We start from the raw sequence: 16,607 nt of genomic DNA, 5'->3' as shown, positions 1-16,607 counted from the left end.
GATGGTGGTTCGTGGACGACGACGAACCATCACATACCGGTCGGCCGCGCGCGCTGCTGCGCTCGCTGACGCCCGACCTGTCCCCGTGGCGCGCCTCGCGCGACTTCCGCCGCCTGTGGACCTCCGGCTGCGTCACCAGCTTCGGCAGCTTCCTGACATACGTCGCCGTGCCGATGCAGATCAAGGAGCTCACCGACTCCTCCCTCGCGGTCGGCCTGATCGGCGCCGTCGAACTCGTCCCGCTGATCGTCTTCGGCCTCTGGGGCGGCGCGCTCGCCGACGCCCTGGACCGGCGCAAGCTGGTGCTGCGCTCGGAGGCCGCGCTCGGTCTGCTCGCCGGACTGCTGCTGCTCAACGCCCTGCTGCCGCACCCGGTGCTCTGGCCGATCTACCTGGTCGCCGCGCTGGTCGCGGCCTGCGACGGCCTGCAGCGCCCGGCACTGGACTCGCTGCTGCCGCGGATCGTCGCGCACCAGCACCTGACCGCCGCGTTCGCCCTCAAGTCCCTTTACCACAACGTCGCTTCGGTGACCGGGCCGGCATTGGCCGGCGTCGTGGTGGCCTTCTCCGGGGTGCAGACCGCGTACGCGCTGGACGTGCTCACCTTCGCCGTCTCACTGCTGCTGCTCCTGCGGATCAAGGCGGTGCCGCCGCCCACCGGCGCCGAGCGCCCGTCCGTACGGGCGGTGCTCACCGGGGTGCGGTACGCGTGGAGCCGCAAGGACCTGCTGGGCACCTACGCGATCGACACCTGCGCCATGCTGTTCGCCTTCCCGGTGGCCGTCTTCCCCTTCCTGGCCTCGGAGTTGGGCGCGAACTGGGCGCTCGGCCCGATGTACGCGGCCTCCGCCGTCGGCGGCCTGCTGGTCGGCGCGACCAGCGGCTGGACGTCCCGGATCCACCGGCACGGGCGGCTGCTGGTGGCAGCCGCGGTCGGCTGGGGCGCGGCCATGGCGCTGGCCGGGCTGTCCGGGAACGTCTGGGTGGCGCTGCTCGGGCTGGCGCTGGCCGGCGGCGCCGACGAGATCAGCGGGATCGCCCGCTCCACCATGTGGAACCAGTCCATCCCGGACGCGGTCCGCGGCCGGATGGCCGGCGTCGAACTGCTCAGCTACTCCGCCGGCCCCCAGCTCGGCCAGGTCCGGGCCGGCACCATGGCCGGGCTGATCGGAGTGCGCGCCGCCGTCTGGACCGGCGGCCTGGCCTGCGTGGTCGCCGTGCTCGCGGTCGCCGCCGCGCTGCCGAGGCTGCTCGCGTACGACGACCGCACCGACCCGCACACCGCGGCCGTCCGGGCCGAGCACGACCGGGCCGACCGCGAGGCGGCCGCCGCGGCGTGACCGGACCGGGCGGCCTCCTTGTCGCGGCGCCTGATCACGGCGCTACTCGCCCCCCTCGTCCTTCGGCTTGTCGCTCCAGCGTGGATCGTTCTGCCACTCGCGGTTGCGCTCGTCCACGGTCTGCAGCGCGTGGGCGGCCTCCTCGGGGCTGGCGTACGGCCCGAGGCGGTCCTTGGCCGGGCACTCGGGGCCCTCCTCGACCTTGCCGTGCTTGATGCAGTAGAACCACTCGCCGGGCTGGCCGGTCGGCTTGCGGTGGAATCCCAGGGGCATGACGCTCTCCCGTTCAGACGGATGGGTCGATACCGATCATTCCCCGGCCCGGGCGGCTGCGCACACCACCCGGGAACGGCGGGGCCCGGCGGCTAGACTCGCCGCCATGGCTCTCGTACCCGGCATCCAGTCCCCCACCCGCAAGGTCCCGGCGCACATCACGCGTCCCGAGTACGTCGGGCGGCCCGCCCCGACGCCGTACACCGGGCCCGAGGTGCAGACCGCCGAGACGATCGAGAAGATGCGGATCGCGGGCGGGATCGCGGCCCGGGCGATGGAGGAGGCGGCCAAGCTGATCGCCCCCGGCGTCACCACCGACGCGCTGGACGTCGTGGCCCACGAGTACATGTGCGACCACGGCGCCTACCCGTCCGACCTCGGCTACCGGGGCTTCCCGAAGTCGATCTGCACCTCGATCAACGAGGTGATCTGCCACGGCATCCCGGACTCGACCGTGCTGCAGGACGGCGACATCGTCAACATCGACGCCACCGCGTACATCCACGGGGTGCACGGCGACCTCAACGCCACCTACCTGGTCGGCGACGTGGACGAGGAGTCCCGGCTGCTGGTCGAGCGCACCCGGGAGTCCCTCAACCGGGCGATCAAGACGGTCAAGCCGGGCCGTCAGATCAACGTCATCGGACGGGTGATCGAGTCCTACGCCAAGCGCTTCGACTACGGCGTGGTGCGGGACTTCACCGGACACGGCATCAACACGTCGTTCCACTCCGGCCTGATCATCCCGCACTACGACAGCGAGCGGGCCACCGAGGTGATCAAGCCGGGCATGACCTTCACCATCGAGCCGATGCTGACCCTGGGAACGTACGACTACGAGATCTGGGCGGACGGCTGGACGGTCGTCACCAAGGACCGCAAGCGCACCGCCCAGTTCGAGCACACCCTGGTGGTCACGGCGGACGGCGCGGAGATCCTCACCCTGCCGTGATCCCCGCCCCGAGCCGAAGGGGCGCGCCGGTGTCGAAAGCGACGAGCGACAAACGACGAAGGAGCGCCGGAGCGAGGAGTGTCGGCACCGGATCAGAGCGCCCCGGAGGCGAGCGGGCGAATAACAGCCGCCCCGAGCCGAAGGGGCGCGCCGGTGCCGAAAGGGAGAAGGGCCAAGCCGCCGACGAAGGAGGTGGCGCAGTGCCCGCCGACCGTCGGCACCGGATCAGAGCGCCCCGGAGGCGAGCGGGCGACCAGCACAGCGCGGGCGAGTAACCCTCCTCAGCCGATGAGCCACTGCTCCTCGGCCACCGCGCCCACCTCGGTGCAGGCGTCGGTGAGCACGTCCAGGACGCGCAGCGGGTCCGGCAGCGGCTGCTCGGGCCCGCGCAGCCACCGCACCTGGGAGCCGTCCGGCAGCGCGGCCGGCGGGAGCAGGGTGTACGAGCCGCGGCAGTGCCAGCGCAGGCCGGGGTGCTCGGACATGGTGTCGGGGGTGGAGTCGAGCGCGCTCGGCCACCACTCGTCCTCGTCCTGCGGGGTGCCCCGGGTGGCCGTGAAGAACAGGTAGCGGTCCTCGCCGACGGCCGCGACCGGCCCCTCGACGCCCAGCGCGGTCAGCCGCTCCAGCGCCAGCCGGCCGGCCTCGGCCGGGACGTCCAGCACGTCGTGGACCCGGCCGGTGGCGGTGATGAAGTTGGCCTGCGGGTCGCGGGAGAGCCAGCGGGACAGCTGCTCGGCATCGGTGGTCGCCTGGGTCTGCCAGGCGAAGGAGACCGGGTGTTGGGCCGGAGCCGGGCAGGCCACCCGGTCACAGGAACATCGGTAGCCGGCCGGGTGGGCGGCGGGTGCGATCGGGAATCCGGCGCGCACCGCGCCGAGCAGCTGATCCAGTCCGGCGGACGGGTCCTCGCCCCCCGGGCGGGCCCGCTGTCGATCACGCCTCTGCCACCAGGTCGTCCACCTGCCGCCGGCTTCCATCGGGCCCCTTCCGCGCACTGCTGTGCCTGGTGCGACACAGCGTTCGACGTACCACTCCGACGCAACGCACAGCGCCCCCCGCTGCTTCCCAGGTAGGTGCTCGGCCCTGCTGTCCGCGCCCTGCCGGCCGCGGCCCGGGGTCACCGGACGGCCGACGCCCGGGTCACGGTACGGAGTCGCGGCAGCACGCTGTCCGCGCCGGTTCCGGCCGGAGGGCACGCCGACCCGCGCCTCGCCCGGCCCGTACGGGCCCGCTGACCCGGGTGAACCCCGAGGGCGTACAGGACAAGGATAGGGGTGCGCAGGGCCTCCGGATGACCGGGGGCGGTGCCTCTCCGGTCACACTCCGGGCACCCGGCCCTCACCGGACCTCCGTCTCGGGGTGCCCGGGCCATGCTCTGGGCGTGGCCACCACGTGGAGGTGAGACCCTGGAGGGGTGAAGAGCGCGGACACCGAATTCGTCGGCGGCCCCCTGGACGGGAAGATCCTCCCGATCCCGCTGGGGCCGATGCTGGGCGTGCCGAAGAAGTACAAGGTCCCGGTCCCCGCGCACGGCGAGACCCCCGCGCGCACACTGGTGTACGTCCGGAGCAAGCAGGTTCGGGGCCTGAGCTGGTTCTGGCGCTACGAGTACGACGAGGCGGCCACCGCCAGGGCCTCCGGCTGACGGGCCGCCCGTTCCGCTCCCCCCATCGCCTCCCCAGGAGCGTCGGCATGGCCAGGACGGTACGGCACCCCGCACGACACCACCGGAACCGCTCGCAGGCGGTCACCCACCACAACCGGCAGGTCGCCGGGGTCACCGGGGTGCTGCTGCTGGCGGTGTCCCTCTACAGCGTGACGATCGGCCCCGACGGCTGGCTCTGGTTCGGCTGGGCGGTGCTGCTGCTCGCCTGTGTGGCCCTGTTCGTGGTCCGGCCCTGAGCCTCCAGGGCCCGGAGAGCAGCGGCACCCGCCCGTCGCGTCCGTCCCCCCGCGCCGGTCAGTCATCCTCGGCGAGGATCAGGTACAGCTTCTTGCGGGCCTCGGTCAGCACCGCCAGGCCCTTGGCGCGCTGCGCCTCGGTGCCCGTCCGCATGACCTGGTTGACGGCCAGGTCGACCGCGGCGAGCGCCTGGCCCACCTCCTGGATCGCCTCCCAGTCGACCTCCCGGCCGGCCTCCGCCCACGGCTCCGCCGGCCCGGCCTCGGCCTCGGCCCGGCCCGCCTCGGTGAGCGAGACCAGCCGCTTGCCGCCGACCTCCTCAGCGGTGATCAGACCCTCCTCCTCCAGCAGCTGGAGGTTCGGGTAGATCGAGCCCGGGCTGGGCCGCCAGGCCCCGCCGGTCCGCTCGGTGATCTCGGCGATCATCTCGTAGCCGTGCATCGGGCGTTCCTTGAGCAGGGCCAGCAGCGACGCGCGGACGTCCCCGCGTCGGGCCCGGCCGCCGCGCCGCCCGTGCGGGCCGCCGCGCCGGGCGCCGTGGCCGCCGAAGCCGTGCCCGAACGGGCCGCCGCGCTGCGGGCCGAACCCGCCGAAGGCCTCCCGCCCCTCGAAGCCCTCTCCGGGCATCCCCCGGAACTCCGGGCCCGGCCCGCGACGCCTTCCGCCGCCGCGCGGGCCCTCTCCACGAAATCGCATTCCTGAGCGCATGGCGCCCACCTCCCTGTTCACCGAAACAGTCGAGTTACTGTCTCGATAGTTCGACGATATATCGGCAACTGTCGCTCGTCAACGAATGACGACACAGCGGCCCTGACCCGTGACAGCGAAGTTGGGACGGTTGTCATCAGAGTTGGGACAACGCTTGTCCATGTCAGCGATTCAGGGATGCTGTGCAGTTTGCGACAGCGAAGTTGGGACCAGTGACCGGTGCCGGTGGCCCGAGCCATCTGCGATGTCCTATGCCCGCTGAAGGCTGAGGGTCGGTGTCGGCACCGCCGCCCGCGCCTGAAATCATCGCGGCCATGTTCGAAGCGAAGCGTAGACAGCAGGCCATCGCGGGCGTCGAGACGCACGTCCGCGACTTCTTTGCAGGTCACCAGCAGGTTCAAGCCCACGACTATGATTTCGGGTATGATTTCGGGCCCGGCCGTCAGGAAGCCGTTCCCGGTCTGCGCATCATCGCGGCCAGCCCGGGCCCTCGCTGCAACGTCTGGACATACGTCACCGCCGGGTGCTGGTCCGCGGTCGAGAAGCAAGGGCACGGGTTGGAGTTCGCCCTGACCGCTCCGGCTGGCGACGTGAGCTTCGTGGACCTTCTCGCGAAGATCGCTTACTACCACGCCGGACACCATCTCGATCTTGAGCACAGCATGCCCATCGGCGAGCCGTGGATGCCCGGTTCGTCATGCGACCATCTGCTCGTCAGCCTGCCGTACCTCCACGGCCCGGATCTGGAACACTGCCCGCTGCCGAACGGGCATGCCCGCATCCTCTGGACTCTCCCGGTGACGGCGGCCGAAATTGCGTTTCGCCGCGAACACGGCCATGAAGCGCTGGAGCAACTCTTCGACGAACACGAGATCGAGCCCACGGACCCCAAGCGCGCTTCCGTGGTCTGACGCTTCCTCATCAAGGCGGCAGGGTCTTCCGGATGACCTGTCCTGCCAATCCCGTCACCCTTACCGCTGGGGCACCGAGTTCCCTTGCTGTCCGCGCTGCTCGAAGACCTCCACCGCCTTGCAGCTGACTGAGCACCATGGCTCGACGCGGTAGTCGGCGCGAGGAAGCACGGTGTCGCCGCAGACGCGACAGGTGCCTGGGAGTGGCAGCGGGACCGTCTCCCAGCGGGCGATTAGGTCGAGGCAGCGTCTCGAACAGGCCCTCCTTCGGGCGTGTGATGACTCCGTTGGCTGCTCGCAGCCCGGGCAATGAGCCGCCGGTTGCTCGTCATCCGGAGCGTCGGACGCTTCTTTGTGCTTTCTCAGTCTGGGCAGAGGCTCACCGCGCTGTCGGTAGTAGAAGGCGACTCGGCGGCAGTGTGAAGAGCACATGTAGCGTCGCTGTCCGATCCGACGCTCCATCGGCTGTCCGCAGACGCGGCAGGGCACTATGCCTCGTTGGGAGTCCGGGATTGCCCTGCGCAGGCGCTTCTGGCGGCAGGTGGTCGAGCAGGTCCTGGCTCTTGGTCCGTTGGTCGATGACGGAGGGATCAAGCCTCCGCACTCGACGCAGTCAATCGTTTCAAGGATCTTGCGGAGTCGCTCTGGGTCGCGTCCGGTGATGGCTGCGATGCGCTCCCAGCTCGGACTGCCTCGGTGCTGCGGAGGTTCTGCGAGGAATATGCGCAGGTAGGTGGGCGGCAGGAAGTTTGCTTGGGCGAGGCGGGTGATGAACCGACGGCTTCCTTCTCCGGCCTGCGGACGGACCTGAAACGGTAGTCGGACGACGTGGGCCTGCCAGGCCGATGAGGTCACTGCTCGGTCTTGGGGCGCTTGCGGGCGGAGGCAATGTCCAGGTCGACGGCAAGCAGTCCCGCCTTCGTGATCTGTTCGGTGCCGGTGAGGATGGCGTCGACGGCGGCTCCGCGGATCTGGTGGGAGAGGGTGCCGATCATGCCGCCGGTCCGGGTGTGGAGGAAGCGATCAAGGCGCGTGAGGGTGCCCGGCTTGTGCTGCTGCAGCAGCAGATTCGCCTCCATCTGTGCCACCAGGGCCTTCCACTCCGCGTTGTAAGGGAAGGGGTGGGTGGCCACTGCGGTGAAGCGGGCAGCGATCTGGTCGCCGCGAGTGCCGGACAGGAGACTGCTGCCCTCGATGTCGATGCCTGCGTAGGCGAACGTCGCCGGGATGCGTTCGGAGAAGTACTTGAGCGTGTCGGACGCTTCGGCACCGGTGCGGGTGTGCAGGGAGATGTTGTGTATCTCGTCAACCAGCACCAGACCGGTGCGGCCCTTGGTGCAGACACCGACCACAGCCTCGGTCAGGTCGGTGATGTTCAATCTGCCCATCACCGGGAGGTTGAGGAAGCGGGCGAACTCAGCGGCGATCATGCGGGGCGTCGCGGCGGGCGGAACGGTGATGTAGATGACCGGTATCCGCCCGTCCTGCCCCGGATGCCGACGCCGGTCCTGGAGCTCGTGGGCCAGGCCGAGCTGGGCCAGCGCGATGGTCTTGCCCGTGTTGGCAGGCCCGGTGACGATCAGCCCACGGCGGGCGCTGATCGCCCCGCGGTTGAGGATGACCAGCCGGCGCCCGCAGGTGACGGTCCTGCGGACCGTGGAGGTGGCCACCACCTGCAGGCGGGCGTGGTGGTCGAGCCGACCCTCGTCGTAGATGTACTGGTCCTCCTTCGACAAGGAGTCGTACTCAACCTGCGACAGCACGGCCACCGGCTCGCTGAGTGCGGACGCGACGAACTCCAGCCAGCCGGAGTGCGTGGTCAGCTGGCGTCCGAAATCGTCGTCCGGGATGTCGGGCATGGTCGTAGTCACGGGCGCTTCCAGGGATCTTCGAGCGGGTCGAAGAGTCCCAGCGGGATCACCTCGGCCAGCGTTTCCTCGTCCTGCACCGGCTCCTCCGGTGCGGGGTCGTCCTTCGACTGCGGAACCGGCTCGGACGGCGGGGCCGTCGCAGGCACTGCCCTGGTGCGGGCCGCGACACGCCGCTCTGCCTTGGACTCCTTGGCCCCGCGGGGCTTCTCCTTCGAGGGGCCGGCGTGGGCGCGGGTCAGAAGGTCGGTGACGGCCTGGGCGAGTTCCTCCTCGGTGGCCTTCGGCAGTCGGTGGCTGACGTGGTCCCAGGCGAGGTCCCCGAAGGGGACCGCGGCCCGGTGCAGGTACTTCCATGTCGCCTTCACCCAGCCGCCGGCGCCCCGGTGGTTGCGGACCCAGACGTAGGAGACGTCGTAGGGGTCGCGGTGGACCTCCCAGAGCCCGCGCTTGGCGCTAACGCCCGAGTCGCGGCGACGCATGGGTGCGAGCTCGGGACTGTCGTAGGTGCGGTTGTTGATGCGGATGCCGTAGGAGTTGACGGCCCGCCAGGCCGCAGGCAGCAGCTCGACGTAGTCGTCAGCGCTGAGCGCGACTGGGACATAACCGGAGGCCTCGACCAGGGCGGCGTACTTCTGGTTCGGCGTGAACAGCCGGCCCGGGTGGTCGGGGTCGCGCAGCCCGTCGTGAGGACGGTTCTGCCACTTCGCGACGACCCACTCGTCCAGCAGATTTTGCAGTTCAGGCAGCGACCACAGGTTCTCCCGCTCAAGGTGCCGCCCGCGGTGTTCGGTGCTGCCGCCGGTGAAGCCCGGAAGGAACTGGGCGAACCCCCGGGCGACGGTATCCAGCATCTTCTCGATGTGGCCCTTCTGGAACGGCGAGCCCTTGTGGGTGGGCTGGAAGTCGATCTCCAGGAACCGGCAGGAGGCCCGGAAGTTGTGCGAGATGAACACCTTCCCGTGGTCGCAGACGATCATCTCGGGGACGATCACCGGCTTGGCGGCCGCGTGCCCCAGCCGCTCGTCTAGAGACAGCAGGCGGCGGTGCGGCAGCACCGAGCGGGACATCTTCAACGCGTCGACCCAGCCCGGCCGCATCAGCTCCGGAGTGACGGTGCGGGCCAGCAGCACGCTCGCGTCGACCGCCTTTGTCGTCGGCCGCAGGACTGCCGCGGACAGCGTCCGGGTAGCGACGTCGATCATGCCGGTGATCTCGACCTTGCCGACGACGCCGTCATCGAGCCGGACCATCACGTCCAGCGGACTGGAGTCGATCTGCATCACCTCGCCCGGCGCCGACACGGTCAGCTCGCCGAACGGCGCGTTGGCTCCATGGGCGACGGATCGGCGGGTGCGGGCCGAACCGGTGGCATGCGTGCCAGCTGTGAGCTTGGCCAGCAGCCGGTAGAGCGTCCGCCGGGCCGGCAGGTCGACCGACTCGACATCGGATGCGTGCAGGATTTCCCTGGTCCGCCAGATCAGGTAGGCCGCGTTGCGGGTCGACGCGTCGACGCCCTCTCCGATTGCCTGGCGCATCGCTTCGACGACCGGTCCAGGCACCGAGCCGAACTCGTTGCGCTTGCGGATCGGCCTTCGGTCGACGAGTCCGACCAGGCCTTCCGCCTCGTAGCGGCGGCGGTGGTTGGCGACCGTCTTGGCCGAGATCGGGTGCCCCGCAGCGGTCAGCTCGGCCGCCTTCGCCTGCTGGCGGACGCTCAGCGACGTCCCCGGCTCATATCCGGGCCGAGGCCGCGTGCCGGGCTCTGCGTCCGGGGGCAGCCCGTGCCTGACCTCCAGGACATGCTTCTCCCACCACAGTGCCCGCTTCACCGCCTCGGGCGGCAGGCCATCCAGCAGCCCGACCTGCGGCAGTGGCATCCGCTGCGGTGCGAAGAGGATCTCGAAGTCCGCGGCCTCGAACAGGTCGAGCAGGGCGACCACCCGGTGAGGCATTTCCGCGTCATCCAGCACTGCGGCTTGGGCGGTGACCTGGAGGACTCCCCTGATCTGCCCGTCGAACCGGACTCGCTGCCCCACCGCGAGTGCCTGCGGTCGCTTCAACACGCTCACTCGTCCGCCTTCGTCCAGACCAGGCTGTCCATCTGCATCAACGCTCCCGTCAGATCCGTCACCAGGACTCCGGACCACAGCAGGTGGAAGAGGACCGGCAGGACCTGTAAGCGGTCCCCGACCAGCTCGGCCCCTTCCCAAAGGGGCATCGGCTCACGGAAAGCCTGGGCCAACCGAGCGGCCACCTCCGCGGGTCGACCGCAGCGAGTCCGACGGTAGCGGGCGAGCCAGCGGACGTTCGCCATGAACACGGGCTCGGGCCTACCCGCCCTTTCGAACTCCCAGCCCACCGCCCGGCATGCGTCCTCGGTAGCGGCGAATGCCTCCCGGGCCGTCTCATCCACGTCGTCCTCGGCTCGGACGTCGACGACACGGGCCCCGCCGTCAGCCAACCGGACGAAGTAGTCCGGAGCGTGCCGGCGCATCCGGGAGCCGTCGTGCCAGTGCAGCCAGAACGGCTGGGAGGAGATCCCCACCACCTGCGGATCCCGGTCCAGCAGGATGAGCCGATCGCGCTCCAGCCACGACTCGTAGCCCACGTGATCCCGCACCGTCGTCGAGAAGTACCAGCCCGCGAATCCACGAGCCTCCTTGCGCCAGCTGAACTCTCGGACCGGCTCCACCGCCTCGAATGGCGTATCCCAGCTCAAGCCCAGCGACCGGCGCCTCCGGGACCCGCCGACGAAGAAGTCCAGCTCAAAGGACGCAAGAGCAGCCTGCTCAAGCCCGAGAACAGGCTCCGCCAACGCTTCCCCCACCGGCGAGATGGATCAATCCCAACTTCGGTGTCACAAACTAGCGTTGTCCCAACTTCGATGACAACCGTCCCAACTTCGCTGTCACAGGTCAGGCCCCGGCCGACGACACGGCCGTCCCACAGGGCGCGCGGGCCCGTCGGCGGCTACGGTGACGGGCATGGCCGGTGAACGAGACCTTGCGACCCTGCTGCGCGGGATGCGACCGCAGCTCCACCCGGGGCGGTACGTCTACTGCACCCTCCCCGCGAAGGTGCCCGCCGGGATGCGGCCGGTGGTGACCGTCGCCGAACCGGAAGGGGTGACGATGGTCGTCGCCCAGGAGGAGGCCGACGCGCTCGGGCTGCGCTACGAGTACGTCGCGGCCTGGATCACCCTGCAGATCCACTCGGCGCTGGAGGCCGTCGGACTGACCGCCGCCGTGGCCGGACGGCTCGCCGAGGAGGGCATCAGCTGCAACGTCGTGGCCGGCTTCCACCACGACCACCTGTTCGTCGCCGCCGACGACGCCGACCGCGCCGTCCGCGCCCTGGAGGAGTTCTCCGCCCGCTCCGCCTGACGGTCCCGCCGGGTGGCCGCCGCCGACCGACCCTTCGACACTGGAGACAGCCGCCCCGCCAGGGCCGGCCCCCACCGGAAGGAGACGGCCGCCATGGCCATCTGCGTCACCTGCGGCAACGACTACTGGCTCGCCTTCGAGATCAAGACGGTCACCGGCGACACGTACACCTTCGACAGCTTCGAATGCGCGATGGAGAAGCTCGCCCCCCGCTGCGAACACTGCACCGTCCGCATCGTCGGCCACGGCGTCGAGGTGGCCGGCATGTTCTTCTGTTGCGCCAACTGCGCCCGCGTCAACGGCGGCCTCGGCGAACAGATCCGCGACGCCGTCGGCTCCCACCCCGGCTGAACCCCGCCACGCCCCACGACGCACGAAGGCCCTCCGGCCCGCGCTTCCCGCGCGGGCCGGAGGGCCTTCGGATGTTCAGGGGCGGAAGAGTCGGCCTGTACGCCGGGTTCTGTCTCCCGGGTTGCTCGCGCGGCCCGGGGAGGCGGCCATCCATCTAGGGCTGCCGTTGCCGACAGCCTCGTGCGGTCCACCCGCGGACTCGGGCGAGCAGCCTTCAGACGTCCGCGCACGGTGCCCGAGGACACCGATCTTGACCTTGCTCCAGGTGGGGTTTACCTAGCCGGCCGAGTCACCCCGGTCGCTGGTGGTCTCTTACACCACCGTTTCACCCTTACCCACGCGCCGTAGCGGTGGGCGGTCTGTTTTCTGTGGCACTGTCCCGCGGGTCACCCCGGGTGGGCGTTACCCACCACCCTGCTCTGTGGAGCCCGGACGTTCCTCGGCGGGTCAGGGACCCGTCGCGACCGCCCGGCCGGCTCTTCCGCCGTAGTGGTCATCGTAGCCGCTCGGGCGGGGCCTCCCGTACACCGGACCGGGCCACGGGCGGCTCGGCGCCGAGGCGGGCCGCCACCCGGGCAGCAGTGCCGGTGGCCCAGGCCGTGGTGGTGAGCAGCCCGAGGGCGAGGATCACGGCACCCAGGCCGACCAGGATCCACCAGCCGGCGTGGCTGGCCGGGGCGAAGCCGGTGGCCACCGGGCCGACCACGGCCGAGGTGACGACCGTGCCGATCACCGCCACACCCAGCGACTGGCCGACCTGCCGGCTGGTCGAGGCGACCGCCGCGGCCACACCCGCCTGGGCGCGCGGCATGCCGGAGACCGCCGCGTTGGTGATCGGCGGGTTCACCATGCCGAAGCCGAAGCCGAACAGCGCGTACGCGACCAGCAGCAGCGCCGGCGGGGAGTCGGCGGACAGCCGGGTGAGCAGCAGGCCGCTCGCGGCGAGGCAGAGCCCGGCCACGGCCAGCGGCACGCGCGGACCCCGGCTGCTGACGATCCGTCCGGACAGCGGCGCGCAGACCAGCATCATCCCGGCCATCGGCAACGTCCACAGACCCGCCTCGACCGGGTCGTAGCGCCGGACGTCCTGCAGGTAGAGGGTGTTGAGGAAGAGGAAGCCGCCGAGCGCGGCGAACGCGCAGACCGCGGTGACGGTGGCGCCGGCGAACGGGGCGCTGGCGAAGAACCGCGGGTCCACCAGCGGCTCGGCCACCCGCCGCTCCCAGAGCGGGAAGGCGACCAGCGCGGCCACCGCCGTGGCGGCCAGGGCGAGGATCAGTGGGGAGGTCCAGCCGTTGCCCGGGCCCTCGATGATCGCGGCGGTGCCGCAGCCCAGCAGGACGATCATCAGCGACTGCCCCACCGGGTCCAGCCGGCGCGGCCTCGGCGCGCGCGACTCGGGGACGTAACGGGCGGTCAGCAGTATGGCGGCGAGTGCCACCGGGACGTTGATCAGGAAGATCGAGGGCCAGCCCGCGCCGTTCACCAGGAAGCCGCCGAGCAGCGGCCCGAGCGCCATCGAGATGCCGACCACGCCGCCCCAGACGCCGATCGCCCGGGCCCGCTCCTTCGGGTCGGTGAAGGTGTTGGTGATGATCGACATCGCCACCGGGTTGAGCATCGAGCCGCCCACCGCCTGCACCGCCCGGAACACCACCAGCCATTCCAGGTCGGGCGCCAGGCTGCACAGCAGCGAGCCGAGCGCGAAGCAGGTCAGCCCGATCTGGAACACCCGGCGGCGGCCGAAGCGGTCGGCCACCGAACCGAACAGCATCAGCAGCGAGGCCAGCACCAGGGTGTAGGCGTCGATGATCCACTGCAGCCCGGAGGCCGGGGCGTCCAGGTCCTTCTGGATCGCCGGCAGGGCGATGTTCACCACGGTGTTGTCCAGGCCGACGATGAACAGGCTCATACAGCAGATCGCGAGGACGAGCAGACGGCGGCGTCGCCCGGAGGCGGGGGCGTCGAGTGAGGCGGCATGGGACACGGACCGATCTTCCCATCCGCTGGCGGGCGCGGGGCCACGAATCGGACCGTCCGGGTGGCGGCTCCGCGGTGCACGGACCGCGACCGTGCGGGGGGCCGCTCAGACGGCGGCGAAGCGGACCGTCCGGGTGGCCGGGTCGGCCGTGGTCAGGCGGACGTCGATCACCCGGCCGAGCGGGAGCGGCCGCCCGGCGGCGGTGCCGTCCGCGGTGCCGTCGGCGTGGTCGGCTCCGCCTGGTCCGCCTGGTCCGCCTGCGCCGTCGGCCGGGCCGGCGCGGTCACAGCGGGCCCGGACGGCGGGCTCGCGCAGCTGGACGGTGCCGGAGCCGGGGCGCTTCCCGTCCACCTCGATGACCACCGCGGAGAAGTCCTCGCCCTCCCGGCCGACCAGCAGCTCCGCCTCCACCAGGTCCACGCAGGCCCGTTCCACCTCGGCAGCCCGGCGGTCCCCGCTCGCCATCAGCGCCGGTACGGCCGGCAGCGCCTCGCGCGCCCAGTCCGGCACGTCCTCCCCCGCCGCCACCGCCGCGCACACCTCCTGCGCGAAGCGGTCGCCGAGCCGGCGCAGCGGCGCGGTGCAGTGCGCGTACGGGGCGGCCAGCGCGGCGTGGCCCGGCTCGGCGGGGGCGGGCAGCCCGCGGGACTCGTCGAAGGCGTGGTAGCCGGCGCCACGCAGCAGCCCGGTGCAGGCGTTGAGGAAGGCGGCGTTCAGCGGCGCTTCCGGGTCCAGCGAGCGGATCAGCTCCGGGTACGGGAGCGCCTGCGGCCAGTCCACGTCCAGCGCGGTGGCGATCCGGCGCAGCCGCTCGTACGCGGCGGCGGGCGCGGCCGGCAGGGTGCGCAGCAGGCCGACGCCGGCGTCCAGCATCAGTTCGGCGGCGGCCATGCCGGTGAGCAGCGAGATCTGCGCGTTCCAGCCGTCGGCGGGACTCGGCGCGCGGTAGCCGAGGACGTAGCCGTGCAGGGTCTCCTCGACCTCCTGCTCGGGCACCGGCAGGCTGATCCCGCCCCGGGCCCGCTCCTGCTCCTCGCGCAGCCGGCCGACGGTGGCGAGCAGGGCGAGCTGCTCGTCGGCGCCGCCGAGGTCCACGGCGCGCTGGACGGCGGCGTAGTCCAGGCGGCGGTGCGAGCGGACCATGGCGCGGCGGACGTCCGCCAGGACGACGGCGCCGTCGGCGTCCAGGTCCAGCTGCCAGAGCAGGGCGGGACGCGGCTCGCCGGGCAGCAGGCTGGCGGCGTCCTCGGAGATCCGGGCGGGGTGCAGCGGGACGCGGTGGTCCGGGAAGTACAGCGTCTCGACCCGGCGCCGGGCCTCCACGTCGATCGCCCCGCCGGGGCGGACGAAGGCGGCGACGTCGGCGATCGCGTAGTGCACCCGGTAGCCGCCGCCCGGACGGTGGCTGAGGTGCATCGCCTGGTCGAGGTCCCGGGAGCCCGGCGGGTCGACGGTGAACAGCGGCAGATCGGTGGCGTCGTGCTCCGGCAGCCAGGGCCGCTCGGCCGCCTCCTCCGCCTCGGCGAGCACCGCTTCCGGCCACTCGGTGTGGATCTCCAGGTGGGTGCGGAGCTCGGTCAGCTCGGTGTTGATCCGGGCGGAGTCGGCGGCCTTGACGCGCAGTTTTCGGCGAGGCATGGACGTCAGGGTAGAGCGGGACCAGGGGATTTCGGACGGAGGCTCAGCGAGCCCTCAGCGCCCGAGCAGGGACTTCAGGTCCTTGGCGGCCGGAGCGACCGCGTCGTCGTAGCCGCCGGTGGCCAGCCGCAGCATGAAGGCCACGGCGTCGTCCGGGTGCGGGTGGGTACGTGGGAGGTCGGGGCGGGTCCGGCGGTCGGCCGTGCGGTTCTGCTCGACCCTCTGGGCGGCGTCGGGGGCCGGAGCGGCCGCAGTAGGGTGGCGGGGTTCGTCCGCCACAAACTGTTGAGGAGTCCGCTGTGCTGGTGCTGTTGCCGCCCTCGGAGGGCAAGGCCGGGTCCGGGGACGGCGAGCCGGTCGCGCTCGACCGGCTGTCGCTGCCGGGGCTGACGGCGGCGCGCGGTGCGGTACTGGACGCGCTGGTCGGCCTCTGCCGGGGTGACGAGGACACCGCCGCCGAGGTGCTGGGCCTCACCCCCGGCCTGCGCGGCGAGATCGCCAAGAACGCGGGCCTGCCGACGGCGGGGGCCCGTCCGGCGGCCGAGGTGTACACCGGGGTGCTGTTCGACAACCTGGGCCTGGCCACCCTGGACGCCGCCGCGTACGGCCGGGCCGAGCGTTCGCTGCTGGTGTTCTCCGGGCTGTGGGGCGCGGTGCGGATCTCGGACCGGATCCCGTCCTACCGCTGCTCGATGGGTGTGAAACTCCCCGGCCCGGGGGCGCTCGGCGCGTACTGGCGGGGCGCGATGGCCGCGGTGCTGCCGGAGGTGGCGGACGGGCTGGTGCTGGACCTGCGCAGCTCCGCGTACGCGGCGGCCTGGAAGCCGGCCGGCGAGGTGGCTGCCCGGACCGCGACCGTCCGGGTACTGCAGGAGCGGGGCGGCAAGCGCACGGTGGTCAGCCACTTCAACAAGGCGACCAAGGGCCGGCTGGTCCGGGACCTGCTGGTCACCGGGGCCGAGCCGAAGACGCCGGGCGAGCTGATGGACGCCCTGCTGGGGCTGGGCCACCGGGTCGAGCTGGCGGCGGAGGGCACGGCGCGCAAGCCGTGGCAGCTGGACGTGGTGGTCACGGACGTGCACTGAGCGGGGTGGGGGGGGGGGGGGGGGGGGGGGGCGGGCCCGCCCCCCCCCCCCCCCGCGCGGCGGGGGGGGGGGGGGGGGGGGGGGGCGGGGGGCGGGGCGGGGGGGGGGGGGGGGGGGGGCGGCGGGGGGGGGGGGGGGGGGTGGGGGGGGGGGGGGTGGGTGGGGTGGGGGGGGGTGGGGTGGTTGTCGAGGGTTTGGTGGATGGTGG

General features: G+C 71.8%; 17 protein-coding genes and 1 other RNA gene. 8 read left to right on the top strand and 10 right to left on the bottom strand.

The genetic code is table 11. From position 1 onward, the window contains the following. The first annotated feature begins 11 nt into the window (after nt 1-11). Nucleotides 12-1,340, top strand: coding sequence for an MFS transporter (locus ACGF12_RS33660; RefSeq protein ID WP_393038739.1), 1,329 nt, complete (start codon nt 12-14; stop codon nt 1,338-1,340). A gap of 42 nt (nt 1,341-1,382) precedes the next feature. Here the strand turns inward: ACGF12_RS33660 and ACGF12_RS33655 are convergent, their stop codons facing one another. After that, nucleotides 1,383-1,613: a hypothetical protein gene (locus tag ACGF12_RS33655; protein WP_393038736.1), complete on the bottom strand. Its 231-nt coding sequence runs from the start codon at nt 1,611-1,613 to the stop codon at nt 1,383-1,385. Between the two features lie 106 nt (nt 1,614-1,719). Here ACGF12_RS33655 and map point away from each other — a divergent pair, with 106 nt between their 5' ends. Next, a complete protein-coding gene (gene map / locus ACGF12_RS33650) occupies nt 1,720-2,565 on the top strand; it encodes a type I methionyl aminopeptidase (RefSeq protein WP_393038733.1) in 846 nt (281 codons plus the stop codon). A gap of 281 nt (nt 2,566-2,846) precedes the next feature. Here map and ACGF12_RS33645 read toward each other — a convergent pair whose 3' ends face one another. Further along, a complete protein-coding gene (locus ACGF12_RS33645) occupies nt 2,847-3,545 on the bottom strand; it encodes a bifunctional DNA primase/polymerase (RefSeq protein ID WP_393038731.1) in 699 nt (232 codons plus the stop codon). Between the two features lie 437 nt (nt 3,546-3,982). Between ACGF12_RS33645 and ACGF12_RS33640 the strand changes: the two genes are divergently transcribed. Together ACGF12_RS33640 and ACGF12_RS33635 are read left to right on the top strand one after the other, a co-directional pair. Continuing rightward, the gene (locus ACGF12_RS33640; RefSeq protein WP_393038728.1) at nt 3,983-4,213 is read left to right on the top strand and encodes a hypothetical protein; all 231 of its coding nucleotides are present in this window, start codon (nt 3,983-3,985) and stop codon (nt 4,211-4,213) included. Between the two features lie 47 nt (nt 4,214-4,260). Further along, on the top strand, nt 4,261-4,470 hold the full coding sequence (locus tag ACGF12_RS33635; RefSeq protein WP_393038725.1) for a hypothetical protein: 210 nt from the start codon (nt 4,261-4,263) through the stop codon (nt 4,468-4,470). A 58-nt stretch (nt 4,471-4,528) separates the two neighbouring features. On the opposite strand, the gene ACGF12_RS33630 is transcribed toward ACGF12_RS33635, so the two are convergent. Then, nucleotides 4,529-5,098, bottom strand: a complete 570-nt coding sequence (locus ACGF12_RS33630; protein ID WP_393038722.1) for a PadR family transcriptional regulator — start codon at nt 5,096-5,098, stop codon at nt 4,529-4,531. Between the two features lie 395 nt (nt 5,099-5,493). Here ACGF12_RS33630 and ACGF12_RS33625 point away from each other — a divergent pair, with 395 nt between their 5' ends. Then, a complete protein-coding gene (locus ACGF12_RS33625; protein ID WP_393038719.1) occupies nt 5,494-6,090 on the top strand; it encodes a suppressor of fused domain protein in 597 nt (198 codons plus the stop codon). Between the two features lie 851 nt (nt 6,091-6,941). Here ACGF12_RS33625 and ACGF12_RS33620 read toward each other — a convergent pair. The 3 genes from ACGF12_RS33620 to ACGF12_RS33610 are packed head-to-tail and all read right to left on the bottom strand — an operon-like array spanning nt 6,942 to nt 10,776. Beyond that, nucleotides 6,942-7,949: an AAA family ATPase gene (locus tag ACGF12_RS33620; protein WP_393038772.1), complete on the bottom strand. Its 1,008-nt coding sequence runs from the start codon at nt 7,947-7,949 to the stop codon at nt 6,942-6,944. 8 nt (nt 7,950-7,957) lie between these two features. Next, the gene (locus tag ACGF12_RS33615) at nt 7,958-10,030 is read right to left on the bottom strand and encodes a Mu transposase C-terminal domain-containing protein (RefSeq protein ID WP_393038716.1); all 2,073 of its coding nucleotides are present in this window, start codon (nt 10,028-10,030) and stop codon (nt 7,958-7,960) included. Next, complete coding sequence (locus tag ACGF12_RS33610; protein WP_393038714.1) at nt 10,027-10,776, bottom strand: TnsA-like heteromeric transposase endonuclease subunit; 750 nt, start codon at nt 10,774-10,776, stop codon at nt 10,027-10,029. Before ACGF12_RS33610 ends, ACGF12_RS33615 begins: the two co-directional genes overlap by 4 nt. Before the next feature lie 169 nt (nt 10,777-10,945). Here ACGF12_RS33610 and ACGF12_RS33605 point away from each other — a divergent pair, with 169 nt between their 5' ends. Together ACGF12_RS33605 and ACGF12_RS33600 are read left to right on the top strand one after the other, a co-directional pair. After that, nucleotides 10,946-11,344, top strand: a complete 399-nt coding sequence (locus ACGF12_RS33605) for an ACT domain-containing protein (RefSeq protein ID WP_393038711.1) — start codon at nt 10,946-10,948, stop codon at nt 11,342-11,344. A 93-nt stretch (nt 11,345-11,437) separates the two neighbouring features. Continuing rightward, nucleotides 11,438-11,695: a Prokaryotic metallothionein gene (locus ACGF12_RS33600; RefSeq protein WP_393038708.1), complete on the top strand. Its 258-nt coding sequence runs from the start codon at nt 11,438-11,440 to the stop codon at nt 11,693-11,695. An 82-nt stretch (nt 11,696-11,777) separates the two neighbouring features. Here the strand turns inward: ACGF12_RS33600 and rnpB are convergent. From rnpB to ACGF12_RS33580, 4 genes are all read right to left on the bottom strand, one after another. Beyond that, nucleotides 11,778-12,175, bottom strand: an RNA gene (gene rnpB / locus ACGF12_RS33595) — RNase P RNA component class A. 13 nt (nt 12,176-12,188) lie between these two features. After that, a complete protein-coding gene (locus tag ACGF12_RS33590; RefSeq protein WP_393038705.1) occupies nt 12,189-13,682 on the bottom strand; it encodes an MFS transporter in 1,494 nt (497 codons plus the stop codon). A gap of 99 nt (nt 13,683-13,781) precedes the next feature. After that, nucleotides 13,782-15,314 (bottom strand): RNB domain-containing ribonuclease, encoded by a 1,533-nt coding sequence (locus ACGF12_RS33585; protein WP_393038702.1) that lies wholly within the window; start codon nt 15,312-15,314, stop codon nt 13,782-13,784. Between the two features lie 54 nt (nt 15,315-15,368). Continuing rightward, entirely contained in the window at nt 15,369-15,593 is a 225-nt protein-coding gene (locus tag ACGF12_RS33580; RefSeq protein WP_393038699.1) for a hypothetical protein, read from the bottom strand. A 20-nt stretch (nt 15,594-15,613) separates the two neighbouring features. On the opposite strand from ACGF12_RS33580, the gene yaaA reads away from it, so the two are divergent. Beyond that, nucleotides 15,614-16,399 carry a peroxide stress protein YaaA gene (gene yaaA, locus ACGF12_RS33575; protein WP_393038696.1) on the top strand — a complete coding sequence of 262 codons (786 nt, stop codon included), beginning with the start codon at nt 15,614-15,616 and terminating at the stop codon, nt 16,397-16,399. Nucleotides 16,400-16,607 lie beyond the last annotated feature (208 nt).

Origin of the sequence: Kitasatospora sp. NPDC048296 (genome assembly GCF_043201815.1) — a bacterium.
Taxonomy (GTDB): domain Bacteria; phylum Actinomycetota; class Actinomycetes; order Streptomycetales; family Streptomycetaceae; genus Kitasatospora.
This window is presented reverse-complemented; position numbering and strand designations above follow the sequence as displayed.